Annotated in this window: 23 protein-coding genes and 2 pseudogenes; 19 read left to right on the top strand and 6 right to left on the bottom strand. The window is 55.2% G+C overall.

Features of this window, described 5'->3' with window-relative positions:
• Positions 1–81 precede the first annotated feature (81 nt).
• From HP572_RS10465 to HP572_RS10480, 4 genes and pseudogenes are all read left to right on the top strand, one after another.
• Positions 82–1,511, top strand: a pseudogene (locus HP572_RS10465) (DNA cytosine methyltransferase).
• A 233-nt stretch (positions 1,512–1,744) separates the two neighbouring features.
• Positions 1,745–2,542, top strand: coding sequence for a GTPase (locus HP572_RS10470; protein ID WP_240585569.1), 798 nt, complete (start codon positions 1,745–1,747; stop codon positions 2,540–2,542).
• Positions 2,543–2,690: 148 nt separating this feature from the next.
• On the top strand, positions 2,691–3,056 hold the full coding sequence (locus HP572_RS10475) for a DUF3085 domain-containing protein (protein WP_240585570.1): 366 nt from the start codon (positions 2,691–2,693) through the stop codon (positions 3,054–3,056).
• A 124-nt stretch (positions 3,057–3,180) separates the two neighbouring features.
• On the top strand, positions 3,181–3,591 hold the full coding sequence (locus HP572_RS10480) for a hypothetical protein (protein WP_240585571.1): 411 nt from the start codon (positions 3,181–3,183) through the stop codon (positions 3,589–3,591).
• 208 nt (positions 3,592–3,799) lie between these two features.
• On the opposite strand, the gene HP572_RS10485 is transcribed toward HP572_RS10480, so the two are convergent.
• Positions 3,800–4,690: a phage exclusion protein Lit family protein gene (locus HP572_RS10485; RefSeq protein ID WP_240585572.1), complete on the bottom strand. Its 891-nt coding sequence runs from the start codon at positions 4,688–4,690 to the stop codon at positions 3,800–3,802.
• Positions 4,691–5,238: 548 nt separating this feature from the next.
• Here HP572_RS10485 and HP572_RS10490 point away from each other — a divergent pair.
• The gene (locus tag HP572_RS10490; RefSeq protein WP_240585573.1) at positions 5,239–5,562 is read left to right on the top strand and encodes a hypothetical protein; all 324 of its coding nucleotides are present in this window, start codon (positions 5,239–5,241) and stop codon (positions 5,560–5,562) included.
• Between the two features lie 6 nt (positions 5,563–5,568).
• Positions 5,569–5,718 (top strand): hypothetical protein, encoded by a 150-nt coding sequence (locus tag HP572_RS10495; RefSeq protein ID WP_240585574.1) that lies wholly within the window; start codon positions 5,569–5,571, stop codon positions 5,716–5,718.
• Between the two features lie 65 nt (positions 5,719–5,783).
• Here the strand turns inward: HP572_RS10495 and HP572_RS10500 are convergent, their stop codons facing one another.
• On the bottom strand, positions 5,784–6,107 hold the full coding sequence (locus tag HP572_RS10500) for an H-NS family nucleoid-associated regulatory protein (RefSeq protein ID WP_044202785.1): 324 nt from the start codon (positions 6,105–6,107) through the stop codon (positions 5,784–5,786).
• Positions 6,108–6,482: 375 nt separating this feature from the next.
• Between HP572_RS10500 and HP572_RS10505 the strand changes: the two genes are divergently transcribed.
• From HP572_RS10505 to HP572_RS10530, 6 genes are all read left to right on the top strand, one after another.
• Positions 6,483–7,403, top strand: coding sequence for a DUF3577 domain-containing protein (locus HP572_RS10505; RefSeq protein WP_240585575.1), 921 nt, complete (start codon positions 6,483–6,485; stop codon positions 7,401–7,403).
• 82 nt (positions 7,404–7,485) lie between these two features.
• On the top strand, positions 7,486–8,160 hold the full coding sequence (locus HP572_RS10510) for a DUF3275 family protein (RefSeq protein ID WP_240585576.1): 675 nt from the start codon (positions 7,486–7,488) through the stop codon (positions 8,158–8,160).
• A gap of 95 nt (positions 8,161–8,255) precedes the next feature.
• Positions 8,256–8,903 (top strand): hypothetical protein, encoded by a 648-nt coding sequence (locus tag HP572_RS10515; RefSeq protein ID WP_240585577.1) that lies wholly within the window; start codon positions 8,256–8,258, stop codon positions 8,901–8,903.
• A gap of 71 nt (positions 8,904–8,974) precedes the next feature.
• Positions 8,975–10,084, top strand: coding sequence for a DUF6094 domain-containing protein (locus HP572_RS10520; protein WP_240585578.1), 1,110 nt, complete (start codon positions 8,975–8,977; stop codon positions 10,082–10,084).
• A 204-nt stretch (positions 10,085–10,288) separates the two neighbouring features.
• Positions 10,289–10,534: a plasmid related protein gene (locus tag HP572_RS10525; RefSeq protein ID WP_240585579.1), complete on the top strand. Its 246-nt coding sequence runs from the start codon at positions 10,289–10,291 to the stop codon at positions 10,532–10,534.
• Positions 10,535–10,630: 96 nt separating this feature from the next.
• Entirely contained in the window at positions 10,631–12,910 is a 2,280-nt protein-coding gene (locus tag HP572_RS10530; protein ID WP_240585580.1) for a helicase-related protein, read from the top strand.
• Positions 12,911–12,993: 83 nt separating this feature from the next.
• Here HP572_RS10530 and HP572_RS10540 read toward each other — a convergent pair.
• Together HP572_RS10540 and HP572_RS10545 are read right to left on the bottom strand one after the other, a co-directional pair.
• A pseudogene (locus tag HP572_RS10540) lies at positions 12,994–14,815 on the bottom strand (ATP-dependent helicase).
• Positions 14,802–16,592, bottom strand: coding sequence for an ATP-dependent endonuclease (locus tag HP572_RS10545; protein WP_005966959.1), 1,791 nt, complete (start codon positions 16,590–16,592; stop codon positions 14,802–14,804). The pseudogene HP572_RS10540 and the gene HP572_RS10545 overlap by 14 nt, the downstream one beginning before the upstream one ends.
• A 197-nt stretch (positions 16,593–16,789) precedes the next feature.
• Here HP572_RS10545 and HP572_RS10550 point away from each other — a divergent pair, with 197 nt between their 5' ends.
• The 7 genes from HP572_RS10550 to HP572_RS10580 are packed head-to-tail and all read left to right on the top strand — an operon-like array spanning position 16,790 to position 22,752.
• Entirely contained in the window at positions 16,790–17,359 is a 570-nt protein-coding gene (locus HP572_RS10550; RefSeq protein WP_240585583.1) for a PilL N-terminal domain-containing protein, read from the top strand.
• Entirely contained in the window at positions 17,356–18,006 is a 651-nt protein-coding gene (locus HP572_RS10555; protein WP_240585584.1) for a hypothetical protein, read from the top strand. The genes HP572_RS10550 and HP572_RS10555 overlap by 4 nt, the downstream gene beginning before the upstream one ends.
• Before the next feature lie 11 nt (positions 18,007–18,017).
• Entirely contained in the window at positions 18,018–18,734 is a 717-nt protein-coding gene (locus HP572_RS10560) for a TIGR03759 family integrating conjugative element protein (RefSeq protein ID WP_240585585.1), read from the top strand.
• A complete protein-coding gene (locus tag HP572_RS10565) occupies positions 18,716–19,306 on the top strand; it encodes a transglycosylase SLT domain-containing protein (RefSeq protein WP_240585586.1) in 591 nt (196 codons plus the stop codon). The genes HP572_RS10560 and HP572_RS10565 overlap by 19 nt, the downstream gene beginning before the upstream one ends.
• Positions 19,303–19,842, top strand: a complete 540-nt coding sequence (locus HP572_RS10570) for an integrating conjugative element protein (protein ID WP_240585587.1) — start codon at positions 19,303–19,305, stop codon at positions 19,840–19,842. Before HP572_RS10565 ends, HP572_RS10570 begins: the two co-directional genes overlap by 4 nt.
• A gap of 4 nt (positions 19,843–19,846) precedes the next feature.
• Entirely contained in the window at positions 19,847–22,006 is a 2,160-nt protein-coding gene (traD, locus tag HP572_RS10575) for a type IV conjugative transfer system coupling protein TraD (RefSeq protein WP_240585588.1), read from the top strand.
• On the top strand, positions 22,003–22,752 hold the full coding sequence (locus tag HP572_RS10580; protein ID WP_005966968.1) for a TIGR03747 family integrating conjugative element membrane protein: 750 nt from the start codon (positions 22,003–22,005) through the stop codon (positions 22,750–22,752). The genes traD and HP572_RS10580 overlap by 4 nt, the downstream gene beginning before the upstream one ends.
• A gap of 126 nt (positions 22,753–22,878) precedes the next feature.
• Here HP572_RS10580 and HP572_RS10585 read toward each other — a convergent pair whose 3' ends face one another.
• Positions 22,879–23,805 (bottom strand): AEC family transporter, encoded by a 927-nt coding sequence (locus HP572_RS10585; RefSeq protein ID WP_240585589.1) that lies wholly within the window; start codon positions 23,803–23,805, stop codon positions 22,879–22,881.
• A 1-nt stretch (position 23,806) separates the two neighbouring features.
• Positions 23,807–24,739 carry a DMT family transporter gene (locus HP572_RS10590; protein WP_240585590.1) on the bottom strand — a complete coding sequence of 311 codons (933 nt, stop codon included), beginning with the start codon at positions 24,737–24,739 and terminating at the stop codon, positions 23,807–23,809.
• Between the last annotated feature and the right edge of the window lie 61 nt (positions 24,740–24,800).

Genomic DNA, 24,800 nt, shown 5'->3' on the forward strand with positions numbered 1-24,800 from the left:
ACAGGTCCCCGACACTTTTTCTCCTGATTTACGACACACACGGTTGGGCCTGTGGCCCTGAACCAAAAAACAGGAGACCCCATGAACATGCAACCTACACCCCATGTACTGCAATTCGGCAGCGTCTGCAGTGGCATCGAGGCGGTCAGCCTCGCCTGGGAACCACTTGGTATGAAAGCCGCCTGGTTTTCGGAAATCGACCCTTTCCCGTGTGCCGTGCTCGCACACCGCTACCCCCATGTGCCCAACCTCGGCGACATGACGCACATCGCCAACCAGGTACACGCTGGCGAGGTCATCGCCCCAGATATTCTGGTTGGCGGGACACCTTGCCTGGCGTTCAGCATTGCCGGCGCACGACGGGGACTGAACGACCCTCGCGGTGCCTTAACCCTCAGCTACGTGGAGCTTGCCAATGTCATTGACCAAATCCGTCTCAAAAATCATCAGTCCCCCACCACGATCGTCTGGGAAAACGTCCCTGGCGTGCTCAGTGACCGCTCCAACGCCTTTGGCTGCCTGCTGGGCGCACTGGCCGGAGAAAGCCATGCGCTCAACCCGCCAGGGGAAAAATGGGCGCACGCAGGTCACGTGTCTGGACCCCGCCGTCGCCTCGCGTGGCGGGTACTCGACGCCCAACACTTCGGTGTCGCCCAGCGCCGCAAGCGTGTGTTTCTTGTGGCAAGTGGTCGAGACGACCTCGATCCCTGCGAAGTACTTTTTGAGCGCGACAGCGTGCGCGGGCATTCTTATGCGAGCAGCTCGCCGTGGCAAGAAGCTGCCCGCGCTGCTGGAGCAGGCCCTGCGACAGCAAGCGACTATGCCGGACTGAGCCCCTATGACAAGGTGGTCACGACATTCAGTTTCGCTGGCGGTACAGGGCCAGTCAACGTGGCGGCCTGCCTGATGGCAGCCGGTTCCAAACATGACATCTGCACCGAGAACTTTCTGGTGCAGTCGATGGCAGGCCCCCTCAGCCATACACTGAACCCGGCAACGCATGGCAAAGACGACAGGGAAGATGGTGCCAACAAAGGTATCCCGATGATGGCCTTTACCGCTCAGGACTATGGCGCGGATGCCGTAAAAGACGTCACCCCGACATTGCGGACCAGGGCCTGGCCTGCCATCGCCTTTGCACAGAACGGGCGTGGCGAACTGCGCCTGGAATCGGGTCACGGCCAGATCGCTGGCACGCTGCTCGCCAGCGGCGGAAAGCCCGGTCAGGGCATGCCAACCGTGTTCAGCGTCACCCCGCCTGACGCTCACTTCCATTACACGCCGCTTGAGCATGATGGAGAAAACTGGCAGCAATGGAGGGTCAGGCGGCTAATGCCCGTCGAATGTGAACGCTTGCAGGGCATGCCGGATGGCTGGACGCTGGTGCCATATCGCGGCGGCAAACCTGCTGCTGATACCCCCGCTACAAAGCGATCGGCAATTCTATGGCCGTACCATGCGTAGCCTGGCTGGGTCAGCGTCTGCTCCAGGCATTGCAGACACCCGGGTGACATCGCGCTAACCAATACGGGCACGTACTGATGCGTGTTGTTCCACATGCACGCACCGTTGCCACGTCATGCTGAATACATGTTCGCCGGCGCAGCTGGCAACATCCCAGGCAGTCAAGGCCATCAAGACTGCGACACACCGACGGTGTGTTGGCTTTCGTTATTTTCTCATTCCACCCATAGGGGCTCTCCTCCCTTGTGGCTGGGGAGCTCCTTTTTTTGGAGACTTTCCCATGGATCATCAAACCATTCGCAATCAGATGCAGTCATTGGTGCGTGACCACGTTCCTTCCAATGCCCGCAGTTTCAGGTTCAACATTTTTGACGGCCAGCCCAAGGTGTCGACACTGGGCTTTCACATTGATCCCAAGCCTTTTGAAGGAAAGATCATCGCCAGGACGGAGGATGCCATTGTCGTCAAGACGGGCCGAATCGAGTTCGCCGTGCTTGACCGGACGCTCGTGACCGAAGATCCCGACGAAGGAGCCAGGGTGCAGGTCGAACCCTACGCACGGCATCGCTTCGACGGTCTTCGCGCAGACACCCCCGAAGAGCGCACCGAATACACCGCTGATGGCACGCCCTACAAGCTCCAGACGTATGTACTCGGCTCCGCCCCCGCCAAACTGCCGATCCCGCAACCCCGCTGCCCGGAGTTACAGGAACTGATCAGGCAACTGGAGGAACTGCCGGCACCGGATGGTTTTCGTCGGATTACGCATCTGCTGGTTGATGCGGGTGCGCGAGATTTCACCTGGGTTGATCCACTGCCCAAGGACATCATCGCTACACCACCGGCTATCAGCTTCAACACAAGCACGGCGAAATTCAATGGCCGCGTCACTGTGCAATACGAACGCGCCGACGACCTCTATGCCGTCGTGCTGAGCCACGATGGAGAGTTGGTCGAACGGGTTGACGGTGTGTTCTTCGATACCCTCGGAGACGTATTGCTCAGGCTGATCGACGATGGCAGTTGGCGTCGCATACGTGTGCGCACCATTCAAAAGCCGCTGCGGCGCAAGTCATGACGCGACAGACAGCCCGTCTATACGGCAGGTTATCTGGCCAGCCTTGTTTACTTACCGCGCCTCTACCGGGATACGCACCAATCCCCCGCCCCGGACAACGCTTCTTCACTGTGTTGCCCGGCATACCATCCTCTCAGGAGTAACGTGTATGACTTTACGCTTCAAAGGAGCCGAATTGCGGCCCGTCATCGCCGAAGCTGTTGCCAATCAGTGCCGCATCATTCTGGTCAAGGATCAGGGTGTTTACTGGCTCGCCGAGCATGGTGAACGCCATCCCGATGGGCGTCAAAAGCTGATCGCCTACGCAATTGGCTGCAACCCTGACGTTGCGCCCTTCGACGACTGGTGGGAGCGTTCACGCGCTGAGTTCGGTGGCGATGATTTTGGTGAGTTTTTCGAACCTGGCGACAGGGTGTTTACCGGCATCCTGGATGGTGCCGGCGATCTCGAAGTGTCCGCTACCGCAACACAAATTTTCCTGCAAGTTGTCGCGACAACCCCCGATAGCAACTGACTTTCGTCCTCCGTAGCCCCCGATGGGGGCTTCTTTCCTCTCACACCAGCACCTCCACCGCTGACGCGCATTCGTCTCAGCCCACGACGGGCCATTCCACCAGCGATACCCTGGAGACGCCCCCATGCGCGACCCGTTCAAGATTGACACCCCGACCTGCATCAGTTTTTCCGGTGGCCGCACCAGTGCCTATATGCTGTGGCGCGTTTTACAGACCAACTGCGGCCTGCCTGCCGATACCGTTGTCTGCTTCGCCAACACGGGCAAAGAAGTCGAAGCCACCCTGCGCTTCGTGCGCGACTGTGCCACACATTGGAAAATCCCTATCCACTGGCTCGAATATCAGAATGCAGAACCGGGATTCACGCGAGTCGACTTCGCGACTGCCAGCCACCAGGGTGAGCCTTTCGAGGCGTTGATCCGTAAGCGCCAATACCTACCCAATCCCGTTGCTCGCGGCTGCACCACCTATAGGAGTGGAATAAAGTTTCATACTACACAGTCAAGTAACCCTGTTCGTACCGCTTTAGATTAAACATGACCCAAAATAAAGATTCATACTAATTGCCACTACCACGTCCGAGTCGAGCTACAACCGAGTATTAAAGTATCATACTCGTTGTTACTCATTTCGGGACGGATTCGAGTTAAAACCTTAACTCTAACTCATTATTTTCGGATAATAATTTCTATGGGTTAACGCTCGGCTCTGGGGCTGCATGGAGCGCAGCGTAATGCAGTCCCTAGCAGCCGCTTGTTAGGCGACTGAATTGCACCAAACAAGTTTCTAGGTTCCCCTTCCATGTCTCTTCACCGTTTATATCGATATCCATACCTGCAACTGTCATATTTATATGGCATATAACGACACTAAAGGCATAAACCAGATGATCCGGATCGTGGAAATAGTTCACAAGAATCTCATATAGACGATTGAACGATCTCGGATGGGTTGTTTCCTTAAATTCACCAGCCAGTATGTCTTGCGTCGTAATGACGAGGGCCGCAATTACTATTCCCAACCCCCTTTTCTTTAGGACGGCTTCATCAGAAACCCCTTCAAGAACCCACTTTGTTGCTGAATCATCAGCTTCCTTTTCTTGAGCACGAGATTCTTCATCATTGATAGGCTCATTTTTGTGGCCACAGTATATGTGCGCGAATTCATGATGAATTATCCACGATGCGGAGCAAAGATATAGCTCATTTGCAACTTTAATATCGCAATTTGAATTCGTCGTGTTTGCTACTGGAGCCGGAAGATTAAGAGGCCATTCTTCACCAGGATTTTTGCTTAGCTGCTCTATACCCCACCGATATACAGACATAGCCGTTCGCGATCTTTCGGTACCGTTTGCATCAAACTGTATTGCATTATTTTGGTTTGCCACACCGTACTCTTGATAAAGCACATAAAAGGCATAGCAAGCACACCACAAATATTCTAAGGCCGCCGTGGGCAACTTAACTTCTTTCGATTCAGTATTGACCCTGAAGCTAAACTTTTTGTCATTCGTAAAAACAGCGCACAGATCATGCTGAAGCCGAAAAGAGTCCAACTCATCAATCTTCTCAGGTGCAATTCTAGCCACAGAATTTATTAAATCTGAATCCAATTCTCTAATAGGTGTCACCTGACCTCCTTACCGCCTAAACATTTTATTAGTGCGTACACGCGTTTACCTCGTTGGACCAGTGAAAGCGCGCACAGTTAACTATTTGTATTTAATGAATTTATCAGCATTCTGCGAAATACACCATCTGGAAAAACGCGCATGCGCGGTTTCCAAACCTACTATCTGACCATTTCGAAGTATAACCTATTAATTTTAAAAATATTCGCCTGAACGATAATGAGAAAGTGCGCACGAATATGGACTAAAAATCCGCCAAAATGCTCGCGAGTTTGATATGACTGTATATCTGAACAGTTTTTCGGCGTAACGATGAGCTACGCCACGCGAGGTAGATGAATTAGAATTTCTAGGCCGGAAAGTCTGTTCAATTACTGGGCCAGTGGCTACTGGGTAGCTCGTTATGGGGCATAAATGTTTTAGAAACGGCAGCGTATCGATGTGATCGCTGCCTTTTTAGTATGACACTTTAATACTCAGTATGATTCTTTATTACTTGGTATGAGACTTTATTACACACCCACACCACCAGCCTGAAAATTCGGCCGATGCATAAATACCTGCGCAGTCTCGGCTGGACAGAATGGGATCAATTCATTGGCATCCGCGCCGACGAGCAACGGCGTGTTGCCAAAATTCGGGCGCGCGGTCACTCCACGGAATCAAGCCATGAAATGATGTGCATGCCATTGGCCGATGCAAACATCAGCGTATACGAGATCAGTGCGTTCTGGCAGGCGCAACCTTTCGATCTGGAACTGTTGACCGTGAAAGGCCGCACACTCGAAGGCAACTGTGATTTGTGCTTCCTCAAGCCACAGGGACAGCGACTGGCCCTCATCAAGGCCAGACCGGAAGCTGCCATATGGTAGATACGCATGGAATCACTGAATCTGGCCAGCAAAGCCAGTGGCACACGGTTTCGTATTGACGGTCCCAGCTATGCCGATCTGGCGCGCTTCGCCGCAAACCAGGGTGATCTGTTCGATTCAACCGAAGATGCGGTGGCCTGTTTTTGCGGTGATTAAATCGCGCCGCAGGGAAACCTGATTGTCTTGGGTCTGTACTGATCAGGTGCCACTTTGGATAACGACTAGGGCAGCAACAACTGCTCCTGAGTTTTGCCCGCTGCGAGCGCCTCCTTGAACCAATTCGGCTGCTTGCCTCGACCACTCCAGGTCAGGCTTGGGTTGTCGGGATGTGCATATTTGGGAGCCACAGGATTTTTTACCCGAGGACTCGGCTTCGAGTTCGGGAAGACCTGCTCCAGCTCCAAATTTTCACCTTCCAGCAACTGCAGAATTTTCTCGCGAACAGCCTTGATGCGTTCACGTTCTCCCTTGACCAGTTGATCCTGTGCGGATGCGATCAGGTTCTTCAATTCGGCTGCGGACAGCGCCTGCAAATCAATCGACATTATTTCTCCCTCCATGGGTGATGCAGAAAGTCGTTAAGTACGCGTTTGTACCACGACAGCCATTTCCAGAGGAATGGCATCTCGAAAATAGGGAACGGCTCCAGTTCATGTTTCTCGTCGCGCCGGCATGGAGGCGCGGGCAGTCTGTCTGCATGTTTTGCTGACGTTGTCAGCGACATGCCACGCAACCACGGTCTCCAAGGTTGCGGTGCGGCAAAAAACGCATGACCGAGCCAGTTCGCACAGCATCCTCACGCGAACGACCACCGGTTTACCGGTAGTGGATGCATTCGCCTTATCAACCCATCGCGGGGTGACACACCCTCGCCATCGGGCCTGGTGTGTCTCCGCTTCATTTTCAATGGAGATTTCACCATGGCTCATTCTACTTCAGGCGAAAAGGCCTATTTCGATCTGCACACTGAAGGTTACGGTCGTCTGCAGCGCGTACGGGAAGTTCCCGTGCGGGGTGGCCGACGTGCTCAACCCTTCCTGGCCTGCACCATCGCCGCGCTGGTCGGCTCTGCCAAAGAACCGGCCACCCGCTATTTTGATGTCAAAGTCACAGGTGCCGAGGCTAAAAAACTGGTCGAACACTATGTCGTCATTGATGATCCAAAGCAGCGCCCGATGGTCAAGTTCCGACTGGGGGATCTGTGGAGTGATGCATTCATTCGCCCCAGCGGTGAGCGCAAGGGTGAACCGGCAGCCAGCCTCAAGGGACGGCTCCTGAAAGCTGAACTGATCGACCCTGTTGCACTGCAAATAATCGAACAGTACGAGCTGGTAACTCGGGGCATTGGCTACCTCAATCGGCCCAAAGACGTCACACCGAAGAACGGTGACCCGTTCCTCACATGCACCATCGGTGCGCTGGCCGGGCCTGTCGAAGAACCGGAATATCGGTACATCAACACCATCGTGACCACTCCGGAGGCTCAACACCTGGTGCGCCGTTGCGTGCAGGCCGTCGAGGCTGAGCGCAAGGTACTGGTGGCCTTTCGTCTCAACGACATGAAAGCCGATCCGTACCTTCGCACGAAGGGAGAACATGCTGGCGAGCCGGCAGCGAGTCTGGAGTCCAAGCTAATCCATATTGGCCTGATCAAGATCGATGGCCAATTGGTCTATCCCAGTGCCAGTCAGACTCCCTCTTCCGGGCACGCCACGGCGGCATCCACTGCGTCAGAAAGTCCTGATCACAGCGTGGATATGCCGTCTACGACACCCGGCATAGCCGAACCTGAAGCGCAACCCTCGGTAGAAGAAGAGCCCGCTCTCGTCACGTCACACTAAGCCGATCGGCAAGACCTCACAGTGGGGTCTTGTCTCTTTTTTCAGGTCTATCGGCAGTACAACGCATCTCAGGAGATTCACCATGGCTACAACAGCCGTTCAATCTGCTCCCCCCATCATCGTTCGCGGCCAACTCGCAATCCGCACAATATCCAGTCGTAATGGCCGATTCACTGTCGGTCGTCTCACCACCCACCTTGGGCTGTTCCATGTCAAAGATCCCGAACTGGAGCAGTATCCCGAAGGGAAATATGAGGGTGAATTTGCGATTCGATATATTTATCCAAAAGCCTATCCTGTCGGCGACGGCATGCGATTCGAAATCCGGGCCAACCTGGATGGCATGACCTTGTCCGGCATCGACAAACTCAGCAAAGCAGAGGCTCGCGCCTTCGCCACGCAGGATGTCGATCCGCTTGATGAGGAATCGGGTACTCAACCCGTACCCACGCCAACCGCAACGTCCAAATCCAAGGCCAGGACTGCCCCTGTGCAAGCCCCCCAGGACCCACTGGTCGACACCACGCCATTCGGCATCGATGCGCCCTCCTCGATTGTAGCGGCCTCGGACAATCCCGATAGCGATGATGCTGCATTGTTCGGCATCCTCTGGCCGCTGGGTGAGTCGGTGAAGCTGGACGCAACCATTGACCGCCGCACGTTGCGCCTGCAAGTCGCGCGGTTGAGCCAGTTGAGCTATGTGTTCGACGCCACGGCCCAGCAGTGGAACCGCCAGTCTGAATCTCTGGCGATCTGATTCCTCCAGCCACCGCTGCGCGCTTTTCCCATCCTTCGGGGCAACACGGCCCCAAGGGCAGTGTTGCCCCTCAATTTTTTATTGAGGACACCACCATGCCCGAATCTTCATTACAGCAACCGTTGTTCCGTATCGACGAATGTACTGACCTGGTGGTCGATGCCTGCGTCTGCCGCGAGAATGGCGATCTGGTCTTTGTCTCAATCTGGGCGCGGGATACTGCCATCCAGCAATTTATCGCCCGACTCACACTGGGCCGCGATGACGATGGATTGAACCAGTTTCACCTCATCACAGAGCACGGCGGCTCCGTACCTGTGTTCATCCCTTCGGTCGAGCACCTTGAAAAGCGTCTGACCCGCAACTATCGCCGCACGCTGTTTGGATCGCTCACCAATCTGTGGCTGTTCGACCAGCGTTGCATCTGCCCTGACAAGAGCACAGCCAGCGCACTGGCACTATTGCCGCGCTCTGCTGCTGAACCGACCGTTCGCTTGTGGCAACTCGTCAAAGACACATGTCCGCTGCCACTGCTCGACCACTGGCAAACGCCGGTGCTGGAGTTGCTGCGCAGCCACGATATGCTCCATGAGCTACCGGTCGCCCTCGGGCCGCTGCGGGGCTTTCGCCTTGGACTGGATGTGCCAGCACTCACCGACGCGCTGGGCGAGCTTATCCGTAACGGCGTTCTCACGGCCTATCCATACCCGTCACAGATCTGGACACCGCACGCGGTGGTCTGATCGTTCCACAGCAGGCGCTGCCTTACCAGGCTCCTGCACGTTCTTTCATCACCGCCAGACAGGAGATCCCTATGGCACTCATGTTTCCCCGGCTCGCCAGAAATTTTGCCAAAAATGGCTATTACCCTACCGATGAGTCCACGCTCGAACGGACACTCGCCGCACTGGCTCCCAGCGATGAGCCCATGTGCATTATTGACCCTTGTGCCGGCGAAGGCGTTGCGATTGCCGAAGCCGCCCATGCCCTCGGGCTTGATCACACCCGTTCGTATGCTGTCGAGTACGATCAGGAGCGCGCCAGCCATGCACGGTTGTTGGTCGATCACTGCATCCATGCCGACCTGATGGATACCCTCATCTCGCGTCAGGCATTCGGCTTGCTTTGGCTCAATCCACCGTACGGCGACTTATCCAGAGATGCCAACGGCAACATCGGCTACGACGGTAAGGGTCGGCCCCGACTGGAAAAGCTGTTCTACCAGCGGACGCTGCCCTTGCTGCAGTACCACGGTATTCTCGTTTTCATCATTCCGTTCTATATGCTCGACCAGGAAATGGTTGGCTGGCTCACACGCCACTTCGCCGACCTGCGTGTCTTCCGTGCGGTAGATACACAGTTCAAACAAGTGGTGCTGTTTGGTCGTCGTGCTCGCCAGCGCGATCTGGCGAGTGAAGACGTGAAGTCCACCCGCGCCCGGTTGTTGCAAATCGGGCAGGGAGAACAGGACGTAGAAGAATTGTCGCCCGAGTGGACGTCGCTTCCCTATATCGTGCCAAGCGCCCAAACCGAACCCGAGCATTTTTATCGCATCAGCATGGAGCCGATGCAGTTCGCCGAAGAGGTACAACGCCTGCGAGGTTTGTGGCCAGCGTTCGAGACTCACCTCGGTGCCGCGCAGCAGTCGCTGCGTGCGCCTGCTCGTGCGTTATCTGAATGGCACCTGGCATTAGCCCTGGCGGCGGGTGCTATCTCCGGTGTCGTGCAGTCCCCAAGCGGTCGCACGCTTGCAGTCAAGGGGGATACCTACAAGCAAAAAGCGACGAGCACCGAGTATTGCGAACGCGATGACGGCTCCATCGCCGAAACGCGCATTCTCACCGATAAGTTCGTGCCCGTCATCAGAGCATGGGACCTGTCTCCTGACTCAGCCACGCTGGGACAGATTCTCACCATCCATTAATCCCCACTGGGGTAACTGCCCCCCGCGATCTTCTGGTCTCTGAACCCGAGTTCAACGCCAGTCCATTTCACTCACCCACCGGGGTCATGACACCCCACTGGGCATGCCATGACCCCTTGTTTATTCAAGGAGCTATCTCATGGCAATCGAGGCACTTTTCTCAGCACTGTGACCAAACTGCGCTTTTCACCAGGGGCAATCATCATGACCTCCGGCATCACCAATCTGGTCGAACAAGGGCATCTCAATCCAGCCGCTTATCTGAACCGCCATCTCTGCGGCGACTGGGGAGAACTGGAGGAGAATGACCGACGGCAGAATGACCACGCGCTCGCGTCAGGCGAAGACCGTTTATTTCCCTCGTATCAGGTCAACCCTAATCTGAAAATCTGGATCATTACTGAGTGGGATCGCAGCGTTACTACGCTGTTGTTACCCAGCGAATACTGACCTTCCAAAAGGCGGCGCTACGGCGTCCACTTTTCTTCCCCCAGGGGCATACATCGCCCCTGGGGTGGTGCATGCCCCATTTTTTGGAGCATCTCCATGACCATGCAAATCGAAGCGGCATCTGCCGTCACTCACTCATCTGCAACAGACGATCTGTTCGACCCTGCGAACGACGAACTCTCCATCAGCATGCAGGATTTTGTCAGCGAGTTCGGGGATGAATTGCTCGATTCTCTCAATCGGGCTAATCCACCGGTCTACAACGGCGTGCCACGTGTAAACCGACAACGTATTCTGGCCAATCTCAAGCGACAGTTGTTCCCCGCCCAGGCTGAGGTCGTGCATGCAGCGGCCGAGTTGCTCGTCAATCAGGGCGAGCGTGCGGCTATCGTCAATGGTGATATGGGGACGGGAAAAACCACCGTCGGCATCGCGCTGGCGGCGGTGCTCAATGCGGAGGGCTATCTCCGCACTCTCGTCCTCAGCCCGCCACACCTGGTCTACAAATGGCGCAGGGAAATTCTCGAAACCGTCACAGGGGCCAAAGTCTGGGTGCTCAACGGCCCGGACACGCTGCTCAAACTGATCAAGCTGCGCGAGCAACTGAATGTGCCAGCCGATGGACAGGAATTTTTCATCATTGGCCGTGTGCGCATGCGCATGGGATTCCACTGGAAGCCCGCGTTCGTTCGCAAGCGCACCCGTCACGGCACAGTTGGGCTTTGTCCACACTGCGGCACCATGGTTCGCAATCTTGATGGCGAACCGGTCAACGCACTGGAACTCGACGCGGAGGAAGTACGTCGCAAGTGTAGTTTTTGCGAGAGTGCCCTCTGGACACTGATGCGACCACGTAGTTTGTCAGGCAGCGATCAATCCGCAGCGGTACTGCGGGCGCTGAAACGTATTCCAACCATAGGTGAAGCCACTGCGGCCAAACTGATGAAGACCTTCGGCGATTCATTCCTGGCATCGATGCTGGGGGATAACTTCCACCAGTTCATCAACCTGATGGACAACCGAGGGGAATTGGTCTTTTCAGACAGGCAGGCTCAGCGCATGGAACGCGCCATGTCGAGTATGGAGTTCGGCTTCGGTGAAGGCGGTTATCAACCCAGCGAATTTGTGAAGCGGTATCTGCCGCAAAGCACGTTCGATTTGCTCATCGCCGACGAAGCCCACGAGTACAAGACAGGCGGTTCCGCGCAAGGTCAGGCCATGGGTGTTATTGCGGCCAAAACCCGCAAAACGCTGCTGCTCACCGGCACGCTGATGGGAGGCTACGCTTCCGATTTGTTCTATCTGCTGTTCCGGGCGCTGCCCGGACGTATGATCGAAGACGGCTACCGACCAAGTGCCAGCGGCAGTATGAACGCTGCAGCCATGGCATTCATGCGGGAGCACGGCGTCCTCAAGGATATCTATTCCGAGAGCGATGGTCCGTCCCACAAGACCGCCAAAGGCTCGAAGGTTACCGTCAGGACAGTCAAAGCGCCGGGGTTCGGCCCCAAAGGTGTGCTTCGCTGCGTTCTGCCCTTCACGATTTTCCTCAAGCTCCGGGATATTGGTGGCGTACTGCCCCCGTATGACGAAGAGTTCAGGGAAGTCGAGATGGACGCTGAGCAAAGTGATACCTACAGCAAGCTCGCTGCCAGCCTGACGACTCAGCTCAAGGAAGCCCTGCGAAAGCGGGACACTACCTTGCTGGGCGTGGTGCTCAATGTGCTGCTGGCCTGGTCTGACTGCTGCTTTCGTACTGAAACCGTGCGCCATCCACGTACGCGAGAAGTACTGGCTTTCACCCCGGCCCAGTTCAATGAGCTGCAGGTGATGCCCAAGGAGCGGGAACTGATCAATATCTGCAAACAGGAGAAAGCAAAAGGTCGCAAGACTCTGATCTATTCCGTTTACACCGGTACGCGAGACACCACCAGCAGGCTGAAGATGTTGCTGGAGCAAGAGGGCTTCAAGGTGGCGGTACTGCGTGCGAGCGTAGATGCCAGCCGACGCGAAGACTGGATTGCCGAACAACTCGACAGAGGAATTGATGTCCTCATCACCAATCCCGAGCTGGTCAAGACGGGGCTGGATCTTCTGGAATTCCCAACGATTGTGTTCATGCAATCTGGGTACAACGTGTACACGCTGCAGCAGGCCGCACGTCGTTCCTGGCGTATCGGACAAAAGCAGCCTGTGAAGGTGATCTACCTGGGGTATACGGCCACGTCGCAGATGACCTGCCTGGCTCTGATGGCGAAGAAAATTCTGGTCTCTCAGAGCACGTCGGGAGACGTGCCTGAATCAGGACTGGATGTGCTTAATCAAGATGGTGACTCTATTGAAGTCGCTCTGGCCCGACAGCTTGTCGCGGCGTAGTTCACACGATAACGCCAGCATCCTCTTTGGATGTTGGCGTTTTTTTAACTGGTAGTAAACCATATTCGACATCTGTTCAATACCTACTGCCGTAAACCAGCCTCACGCATCCGCCCCTCCAGCTCATCCAGAAATGGGGAATGCCCCTGACGCATCGAGCCGTAGCGACCATCAACAAAACCAGAATACAGCATATGAACCTCATCCCGTGCTCGAGTTAGCCCCACATAGAAAAGGCGACGGCTCTCACGCAGCTTTTCTGGCGTCTCACCACGCCACGGCAGATTGCCCAGATCCAAGCCGACCATAATGACCACGTCGTATTCGCAGCCTTTGGCAGAGTGGAGCGTCAGCAGATTAAGGTGATCAGGTGAGCCATCACGCCCACCCAAACTCACAATATCCAACGCCGCCAACGCACCACCTTCGGCAAGCGCTGCAGACATGCGATTCAATTGCTCAGCCTGATCTGCAAGCACCAGCTCAGTGCCCAGCAACGAATCAACGATACCATTGCGCAGCGACGTGACAAAATCACGCGCAGGCTGTTGGTCGGCGCGTAGAGCCCAAAGCAGCGCGGTTAGCCTCTGCCCCTCACGTCGAGCTTGCGCATCATCCAATCTCGTCCGATGATAACGCGAGGTAGCGGTCTATTAGCCCACGCAATTGCGGACGACCAACACGCCAGCCACCGGCGCACCATGCGGCGCAATCTTCCACCCAGCTGGTCAAGGCAACCTTGCGATAAGGTGCTGCGTTATCCACACGGATATAATCAAAACCACCAGCGGTCACCGCATCAGCCACAATATCTCCGGCACGATAGTCTCTGTACAGAATGGCAATATCACCAAGCGTCCGTCCTGGTTTAGCAGCCAAAGCAGCAGGGATGATCTGTGCAATGGCATGAGTCGCTTGATCCGCCATCCCCTCAGGACACAACACAAACTCAATAGTCGTCTGACGGTTTGGATCATTCGCGCGATAACCACGAGCCTCACCCAGCGCCATCTCAGAAGCACTGACGATACCCGCACCTGAACGATAGTTTAATTGGAGCCTAACTGTTTCAACGCCTTCACTGCCTGCCAGCTCCATGAGCAACGCACCATTGGCCCCAGTAAAACCGTATATCGACTGGTCTGAATCACCCACAGCGAACAAGCGCACGCCCCCCTCAAAAACCAGACGGTTGACCATACGATGGAGCGCCACCCCCAAATCCTGATATTCATCCACCGCGAGGACCGGAAATTTCGCCTGAACTAAGGGCAAAACCCAATCATGCTCGACGATCAGACGCTGGCCGAATACCACCATGTCGTCGTAGTCGATTAGCCCATCCTGCCGTAATGCCGATTCGTAAGCCTCGGTCCAGGCAGCGAGTTCCTCCTCTGAACGCCAAGCAGTGCTGTTGCGGTCCAGCACTGAACGGCGATGCCGCCCGAGATCAATGGCCTTATGGGGATGACCTGAGCCAAAGAGCTGATCACCAGATTGTCGCAGTAACCGATCACCCACACGCTGAGAAGCCACCGACAGCGGAAATGAGATCGGCAGATCGGCCAATCGCCCATAAGGCATCAACAGATGACGCAAACAGAACCCATGAACGGTTCCGACAAAGAGATTCGGTGCCTCTCTGAGCCCCAGCGCTTCAAGACGACGTGTCAACTCACGCGCGCATTCCTGGCTATATGTGATGCATGCAGCACCACGCGGTGCCTGAACATCCTCGGCCAAGATACGGGCCAGTTTCAGTACAAGTGTCTTGGTCTTGCCACTTCCAGGCCCGGCAAGCACAACGCAATGCCCCAGGGAGTTATACGCGGCTAACTGACCAGGATTTCCAGCCAACTCGGAAGCCTGGGCTAGGTAGGCTGCACTTACACTACGCGACAGCATCGCGGATATGCTCCAGTGCTTCACGAATGTAATCCGGGCAAACATCCTCCGACACCGAGGAGGCCAGCGCATGAGCGAACCGCCCTTTGCCAATTCGCTCAATTAGCTTCAACAACCGACCTTGATCGACTTCACCATCGTCCAGCCATTGCTGCAATGTATTTAGAGTCTCTTGCTTCAGTTGTGGAAGTTCCTGTCGGATTACATCTATCATCTCCTCAGCCAGTCCGCTTTCGAACAGTTCAGTTTCAAGGGTATTCTCATTAACGAAATACCCGTAATCGTTGGCAAGTCCGATCACATCTTCAGCATCCATATTTTCGTAGTCGCGGTAGTGCTCATATTCAACCAATTCAAGGAGACTGATGAACCGTCTGCGAACACGTGGATGCCTGCCGTTCACTGGATCACGGTCTGTCAGAATCACATGAGGAATATCAAGCCCTTGTGGCCCTAGGAGTTTCACATACGGGGTGAAATTAGTTCCACCGACCGAACACACAGTGATCCCAAGCATGTCGAGCGGGATACCCAGTGCATCAGCGAAAGCTGGGACAAGGAAACGCTCAGCATCGCCCTCAACAAGGACAACACCTCGCGAAAAAAATATTTCGCCACGAGTGACATCAATATAGCGCTGTAGATCATCCTCATCCCGCTGCGTGAATGGTGCATTTACCGTTGAAAGAGCAATTGTCTCCTCTTCCTCCGGGTCATGACGCAGCAGAACGATGGATCTGATTGGCGTAACGCTGGCGATATGTGGGGAATGGGTGGTCAGAATCGTTGTCAGCGGAGTACTTTCATCACGATTATCTCCATCAGTGCCCAAGAAGTAACGATAGACAAGGCGCTGCACATGCGGATGTAGGTGTGCTTCTGGCTCCTCGACGACGAAAAACGTATGGTCTCGTTCTCCGTCATCAACAAGACGATCAAGCTCGAGGCTTTTCAGGGCAAGGAAAATCAGATTGGCCGTCCCAAGGCTGGCATCACCAATGCCACGGATACCATTGTCGAGCAACAAGCGTAAGCTGCGTAGCAGAGCATCAACGCGAGCCGGAGCAAGCCCCAGCGATACTGGAACGGCATGTTGATCACCCGCGATAGCTACCAACCGTTCGCTAATTCGTTCAGCTGTCGCCACTACGTCATCATGACCAGCCAGCTCCCGTTGAGCCTCGTCGATCTGAGTCTGAATTTCCTCACGAGCATCATCATCTAGCGACGCGGTGAGCTCCTCAATAAGTGGTCTCAATGGTGAATTGCGCCAGCTTGAAAGATCCTTCTCAGCATCACGCAACGCGCCCTGAACATCTATGGGTAACATACGGCGAAGCGCTCCGCCAATATGCATATCGGGATCAGTACCACCGAAGATCACATACTCATAGTCTTTTAGCGATTCAGGGGCACGATTTAACTCGGTTTTTGGCTGAAAGCGATAGGTAAGACGAGCCACCATGGGTGGTCCTGGATTAACAACACAATCATTCAGATGAGCCATCAATCGGGGATCGTCAGTAAAATCAGTAAGATCCACTGAAATTTCAATCGTCTCCCCCAATTTTTCTTCGCCTAATCCATCCCAAAAATGTTCAAAGCCCAGTTGCCGATCGCGCTCGGACAACCCAGGGTCAAGAATCAACTGCAAGCCGCGAATAAAATTGCTCTTACCTACTTTGTTCTCACCGACAATAACAATGCTTTCACCCGTTTCAACATCAACGTTGGAGAAGTTGGCGAAATTAATTAACCGGACTCGAGAAATCCGCATTGCTACCTCCCTATCTTTTTATTTATCTTCCAAAAAATAATAGTAGCACTCAAACTGTAAGATACTGCCTGGCGCTACCAAATCTGCGAAGTAGATACGGTTGAGATCAAAACGGCTCATGCTCATTGCGCATTCTTTGCTGATCAACCCCACGCCTCAGACGAAGGTAACAGCTCATCGCTATAGAGAGCTGAACCATGTCACCAACACATTCAATCCGGCGGCTGTTTGTCAGTCACCTGCTGATCATTGCAGCCTTGAGCAGCGGATGCACAACAACCACTGCCCAGCTCCCCTCTCCGCCCATCAAAGCGGTCACCTCGGTTCCCGACGCTACGCCGGACTTCATTCCCGTTGTACGTTACGGACGCTATACCCTGGTTGAACTGGCTCCCGATGCGGCGCAGCGTAATCTGTTGTTGCAGGTGATTGACGTATCAATACCCGAGCATTCCCGCGCTACCGTGGGTGACGGCCTGCGGCATGCGCTCAAGCGAAGTGGCTACCAGCTCTGCGAAACAGCCCAGTCTGCTATTGAACTCTATTCACTGCCACTGCCCGTTGCGCATCTGCACCTCGGCCCGATGACCTTGCAGGAGGCATTGCTTACCTTGGCCGGGCCGTTCTGGGCGCTGTATGTCGATAACCGTACGCGACAAGTGTGCTTCAAACGCTCCGATATCGACGCTGGCACTGACACAGCAAATGACGACACCCGAGTCGCCGGGGCGGTTAAGCCCCTCCCTCCTGCTGGAGGGCAACCATGAACAACACCGCCATCACGTTGAGGCACACCTCAACCATGATCATCCGACTCCTGGTCTGGGTGTGGCTGGGTGTACTGACTGCTCTTGCCGTCCTGAACTATCGCGCAACAGCCGATCTGGTCAAACGCGAACAGGCGGATTCCAGCCTGCAACAGATTCAGGTACTGGAAGGTCTGCTGACAGAGCTGGCCGACAGCATACAGGCCCTTGAAGCACGCCCGGACCCAGCCAGTGCAACAGCCTTACGAAGCATGCAACACAGTCTGGAAACTCGTATCGCTCAGATGGAGCAAACGCAGGAAAACTACGCCTCCACACAAGTCGTGCAAACGCTTCGTGATGAGCTGGCGCAACTCAAGTCTCAACAGAAAGCAGCCATTCAAAGCGCCCCAACCACCAGCCGCACCACCAATCCTGCTGTTACCACGCCCAAGAAAATGCCATTCCCGTTTCGCATCCTGGGTCTGGAGCTGCGCGCTGGACAACGCATGGTATCGATTGCGCCGGCCAGTGGAGAACCCGCACCTGAGCAAATCCAGCTTGTATTACCTGGTGAAGCCGTGAGCCAGTGGCGACTGGAAACCATCGATGGCGACACCGCAATTTTCAGCCGTGCCGGGCAGACACGACGCCTGACGATCCCCTGATGGAGAAGACAATGAAACGTCTGATGACGATCCTCCTCACTACCACACTGACCACTCTGACAATGTCCACGATGGCACAGCCCTCCACCACGATGCAATCCCGTATCGTACCGACCCAGGTCGAACAGCTCCGGGACGAACGCCTGGCGCAGGACTGGGGCTTGAACGCTGACGAATGGTTACGCTATCGCGAACTCATGGAAGGGCCCCTTGGCACTTACTCACCCAACCTCGACCCACTATCCGCACTGGGTATTGAGGCCCGCAGTGACGACGAGCGACAACGCTATGCCGAACTACAAGTACAGGCAGAAGCACGTCGTGTTGAAAAACTTCTGGCCTATCAGCGAGCGTACGACGAAGCCTGGCAAAGACAGAATCCCGACCTGTTGCGGGTAAATTTGCCTGATGCCGGACTCAACAGAAACACAGTAATTGGAAACGGACGCACGGCGGTGTTCGTCAAGGAGAATTGCCAGCCATGCACCCAACTTGTGCAGCGCTTACAGGCCTCCAGCACGCCCTTCGACCTGTATATGGTCGGTTCACATCAGGACGACGTGCGCATCCGGGATTGGGCCAGACACGCACAGATTGACCCAGAGCTGGTACGCAATAGCACCATCACACTGAACCACGACGCAGGTCGCTGGTTGTCTCTTGGGCTGTCCGGAGACCTGCCCGCCAGTATCAGACAGGTAAATGGTCAATGGCAGCGTCAGCCCTGACATCCATGCAACGAAGTTGGACACTGTTGGTAAGCATACTGATGGCCAGTCTGGCTCGAGCCCAGGAGATCCCCCCACCGGCCTACCAGTTGGCGGCTCAACGCGCGGGTATTCCCTCTGTCGTCCTTTATGCGGTGGCGCTGCAGGAAAGTGGTGTGCGCCGTGCAGAACGTATCGTGCCGTGGCCGTGGTCGCTGAATGTGGTAGGCCAGTCTCGCCGATACACCAGCCAGGCGCAGGCCTGTGCAGGAATACACCAGGCTCTGCAAGACATACCACTTACCCGCATTGACGTAGGCCTGGGGCAGATCAATCTCGGTTGGCAAAAGCACCGCTACCGCCAGCCCTGCGACTTACTCGATCCGTACAACAACCTGACGATCGCGGCACAGATCCTCAAGGAGCAGCATATTCCCGGCGAGGACTGGCTTCTGGCAATGGGTCGCTACCACCGGCCTGCTGGAGGTGCGCCTGCGGCACGCTACCGGCGCAGTGTGTCGCAACACCTTCAACGCGTATTGGGGCCGCAGCAAACTGTCCCCACCATTCTCAGCAAGGAAACCACCCCATGATGATCCATATTAAGACGTCATACAGCCTGTTCCTGACACTGGCCACCGTATCGCCGTTGATTCACGCAGCACAGCCGCCGATCGTGGTGGAAGACCACGGCGGGGCATCTGCGCTGCCGTACTACGAGGCGCTCAACCTTCAGGTACGCTCACCCGATACCCCACGCCCTCCCATTGCCATGCCACCGATGCAGGTAAATCCAGCAACCGAAGCAGACATGCTGCCAGTACGCAGCCCGAAGCTCTCCCCTGGCACCGTAACACGCAGGGGCATCGATGCACCGGGCCTGCAACCGTTCTTTCTGGTCGGCGACGATGAGGCATCCTATGCATGGCTGCAGCGCCAAAGCGTATTACTTCACGAACGAGGTGCCATCGGCCTGGTGGTCAACGTCGAGACCAAAGACGGCCTGGCACGCCTGCGTGCTATCGCACCAAATTTGCAGTTCGCGCCAGTGGCGGCCGATGACCTGACTGAGCGACTTGGCCTGCGGCATTACCCCGTGCTCATCACCAGCACGGGAATTGAGCAATAACACAATGGCACAGTCTCAGCCAGTCGAGGTACTGCTGCGTCCACCCGTAGAACTCTATACCGTTGCGGTTTGTGCCGGAGCCGCATTGCTGTGCCTGACGGCACCATGGTCTCTCGCGTTGAGTCCGGACATAGGCATCGGCAGCGCACTGGCCTTCGGGATTTTTGGCACACTGCGCTGGCGCGATGCACAGGTGATCCTGCGCTACCGACGCAATATCCGTCGCCTGCCACGTTACGTGATGACCAGCCGCGACGTGCCAGTCAGCCAACAACGCTTGTTCATTGGCAAAGGATTCCGTTGGGAGCAGAAACACACTCACCGGTTGATGCAAACCTACCGACCTGAGTTCAGGCGTTATGTCGAGCCGACATCCGCCTACCAGTTGGCCCGACGTCTGGAGGAGCGACTGGAATTCGCACCATTCCTATTATCGCAACTACCCCGTCTTACGACCTGGAATATACCGCTCAATCCGGTGCGGCCATTACCGCCCGTTGGCGGCTTACCGCGTCTGCATGGTATTGAGCCTGACGAGGTGGACGTCAGCCTGCCCTTGGGTGAGCGTGTCGGCCACTCCCTGGTACTGGGCACCACGCGCGTAGGCAAAACGCGCCTGGCTGAATTATTCATCACCCAGGATATCCGTCGAAAGAATCACCTGGACGAGCACGAAGTGGTCATTGTTTTCGATCCTAAAGGCGACGCGGATCTGCTCAAGAGAATGTTCGTCGAGTCCAGACGTGCAGGCAGAGAGAATGCGTTCTACGTGTTTCATCTGGGGTGGCCGGAGATCAGCGCTCGTTACAACGCGGTGGGACGTTTTGGTCGCATCAGCGAAGTCGCGACCCGCATCGCAGGGCAGCTTTCCGGAGAGGGTAACTCTGCTGCATTCAGAGAATTTGCCTGGAGATTCGTCAATGTGATTGCACGCGCATTGATCGAGCTGGGGCAACGACCTGACTACCTGCTGATCCAGCGCCATGTCATCAATATCGATGCATTGTTCATCGAGTACGCCCAACATTACTTCGCCCGCACAGAACCGAAAGCCTGGGAGGTCATCGTCCAGATTGAAGCCAAGCTCAACGAGAAGAACATTCCTAGGAACATGATCGGTCGCGAAAAGCGCGTGGTCGCCCTTGAACAATACCTCAGTCAGGCCCGCAACTACGATCCCGTACTGGACGGACTGAGATCAGCGGTTCGCTACGACAAAACGTACTTTGACAAGATCGTCGCCAGCCTGCTGCCTCTGCTTGAAAAACTCACCAGCGGCAAAATCGCCCAGTTGCTGGCACCGAACTACTCGGATCTGAGCGATCCCAGGCCGATTTTCGACTGGATGCAGATCATCAGGAAACGCGCGGTCGTCTACGTCGGACTCGATGCGCTCTCCGATGCCGAAGTCGCCGCTGCGGTGGGCAACTCGATGTTCAGCGATATGGTCTCGATGGCCGGACACATCTATAAATTCGGCATCGACGATGGCCTGCCCGGTGCATCGGCTGACACCAAAGTACCAATCAATGTTCATGCCGATGAATTCAATGAACTGATGGGCGACGAATTCATCCCGATGATCAACAAAGGCGGCGGTGCCGGCATCCAGGTCACCGCTTACACTCAGACACTGAGCGATATTGAAGCCCGCATCGGCAATCGCGCCAAAGCCGGTCAAGTCGTCGGCAATTTCAACAACCTGTTCATGCTGCGCGTGCGCGAGACAGCCACCGCCGAACTGCTCACAAAACAGTTGCCCAAGGTGGAGGTCTACACGACGACAGTGGTCAGCGGCGCGACAGACAGCTCCGACATCCACGCCAAAACCGACTTCACCAGCAACACACAGGATCGCATCAGCATGTCGAGCGTGCCGATGATTGAGCCGTCCCATGTGGTTCAACTTCCGAAAGGGCAATGCTTTGCTCTGCTTCAAGGCGGCAACCTGTGGAAAGTCCGCATGCCCCTGCCCGCCCCCGATCCAGATGAAATCATGCCGACGGATCTTCAGCAATTGGCAGGTTACATGCGTCAAAGCTACACCGATACCGGTCAATGGTGGCAGAACCAAGGCTCGCCTACGCTACAGGAGCAAGCGCTACCGCCTGAACTGCTTGATGAGGATGCCGACCATATTATCGACGAGAGTAAAGCGCCATGAGCGATCCAGCGGCCACGGCACAACATCAGCAGACACGCCGGAAAAGCCTGCTGGCCAGTTTCATCACCTTGCCATTCAGGTTAGTGGGTGTGCTGATTGGCTCATTGCTGATTTCAATCATCGTGGAATGCGCTGGAATGCATCTTTTCTGGAAAGACCAGGGCTGGCAACACTCGCAGGCGATGCTGCAGTACGAATTGGGACACCTGTCGAATAACTTTATCCGCAGCGTCATCGTGCAGGAGCCGGGCCGCACGGCACACCAGATTGTCGATACCGGATATGAATGGATGTTCGTCAAAACCGGACTGCTTGAGCGCATGAAGCAGACCGCCGAGCGTGCGCGTGTTCCCAGCCAGATACCCAGACGCGACTTCCGCTACTTTGTGAGCCAAGTCTATGTATGGTCGGAAAACTATTTGATCGCCGCAGCCTTCACCACGCTGACGTTCATGGTGCGCTTGCTGGTGCTGGTACTGACATTGCCGCTCATTGTCATGGCTGTGTTTGTGGGCCTGGTTGATGGCCTGGTACGGCGTGATGTGCGCAGGTTTGGCGCGGGCCGGGAATCAGGCTTTGTTTACCACAGGGCAAAGGCCGCGTTACTGCCGCTGGCTGTGCTGCCCTGGGTAACCTATCTGGCACTGCCGGTATCGGTTCATCCGCTGATGATTCTGCTGCCCGGCGCTGCATTGCTGGGCGTTGCTGTGGCGCTGACAGCGAGTAGTTTCAAGAAATATTTGTGAGGACGGCAAAAGAACCAGTGCAGGTGCTATCGCAACGAAAAATACCTTATTCGTCTTAAATTAAGACTGCTCGATCAACCCTCGTTGCGAACGTGTAATAGGTCCTGCCCCTCAATAGACAAGCCCCTACGTCCAACCGGACAAACACGACACAGCAAACGGCAGAGCCAAGCCAGCCAAAAGGGTTTGGCTGGCAATTATTCCGGCCATAAGTGGGGCATCCCCTCCAAGTTGGCGCGCCATGATGTATGACGAAGAGGCAGTGGGTAGCGTCTGAAAGAGCAAGGCAGCCACAGCGGCCGGTCCTTGCAGGTCCAAGGCATAGCAAGCACCCAGAGTTGCCAATGGCATGAGAACAAACTTTGCCAGGGATGAAAGCAACACTGGACACACCCATTTTCGAACCGAGGAGAAGTCCAAGGCTGCCCCGACGCATAGCAAGCCCAGAGGCAGGGAAGCCTGCCCCAATGCTTTAAGAGCAGGTTCAATGCCACCCGGCAGCCCCCAGCCTGTTACCTGCAGGATGATACCAATGAGGCACGCTGCCACTAGGGGATTGCTCATGAGTTGCTGTATTATGCTTTTCACAGAAAAGAAACCACGATTGCAGTAGCGCGCAAAAACGAGCACACACAGAATATTGACCGTTGGCACAATCGCCGCATTGGCGACCGCTGCCAGCGCGATCCCCTGGGCTCCGAACAGCCCTGCTGCGACCGATACGCCCACATAGTTATTGAATCGCACTCCTCCTTGGAACACGGAAGTGAAAGCGGGGTCAGTCACTGGCAGCCACCAGCGAAAAATCACTATAAGACTTGCCACAGCCACGGTCGACAGCACCAGGGAGCTCACCATTGTCAGCACAGGCAATCCAGACAGGTCCGCCGTCGCCAATCCATGAAGAAAGAGTGAGGGTAATAAGATGTAGTAACCCAGTCGCTCTGCCTGCGGCCAAAACGTTTCCGCGATGAATTCATACCGCCGAACTCCTGCCCCAAGCGTAATCAGTAGGGCAATCGGTACCAAAGCCAGCAACATGGAGGCAATCATTTCATTTCCGATTCGTCAAGGAAACGCCCACTGCGGACAATGCGCCGCCGATCAGCATGGAAATGAGAATTGGCTCCTGAAGCAATCCAGCCGATAACAACACGCCGAAGGCAGGAACGAGATTGGTGAATACCGCAGCCCTTGATGGGCCTACCGCCTTGATTCCCTGGTAATACCAAATAAACGCGACCACCGTTCCCACTGCACCGAGGTAAAAAATAGAGGCCCAAACAGACCAACCTAGGGAAAGCCATTGAATCGAGCTCATTTCTTTTACTGAGGCCATAAGAAGGAAAAATAACCCCCACAAGGTGGCATAGGTTGTTGCGGCAACGGGCGAAAGAGACTCCATCGCCTTTCGTGAAATTAATGTGTAGGCAGCCCAGCTTAGTACGGCACACGACATGAGCATTTCCCCGATCCCAAATGACCGACTGATGTCGTGTAAAGCGCCTAGAAAGTCGCCCCGCGTAATCACTATCATTGCCCCAGCCAAAGCTATACCGATACCAAGCCATCTCTTCGCACCAAGACGCTCTCTGAATATAAAACTGGCAGCAATAGCAGTCACAATTGGATTTAGGCTAACAAACAATGCGGTTCGCCCAGCGGGAATCTGTGCCAAGGCACCAAAGAAAAAAACGCTGTATAGAAATATTCCTGTCAACCCCAGCGCCGCTGTCGTAAGCATTTGGGAACGATTCAGGCGAGGCAATCCACCCTCTAACTTTAATGACAGCAGAAGCAGCAGCACAGAGGCAACAAGGAAACGACAGAAAGCCGCTGTCATAAGAGGCATAGACAGAGCCAGCACCCGACCCGCTATAAAGGTCCCCCCCCAGAAAAATGCAACCAAGGTCAACTTGGCCCCCAACATGGGACTTAAGGAGGGCCGTTCTGCCGTCGGCGAAGTAGTGGCTGTTGAAGTAGTCATAGGAGAATCCGTAGTTTATTGTTTTGTCACTGGTCTCAAATGCTATTACTCATTTAATATA

Origin of the sequence: Pectobacterium sp. PL64 (assembly GCF_022477975.1) — a bacterium.
Classification (GTDB): Bacteria; Pseudomonadota; Gammaproteobacteria; order Enterobacterales; family Enterobacteriaceae; genus Pectobacterium; species Pectobacterium jejuense.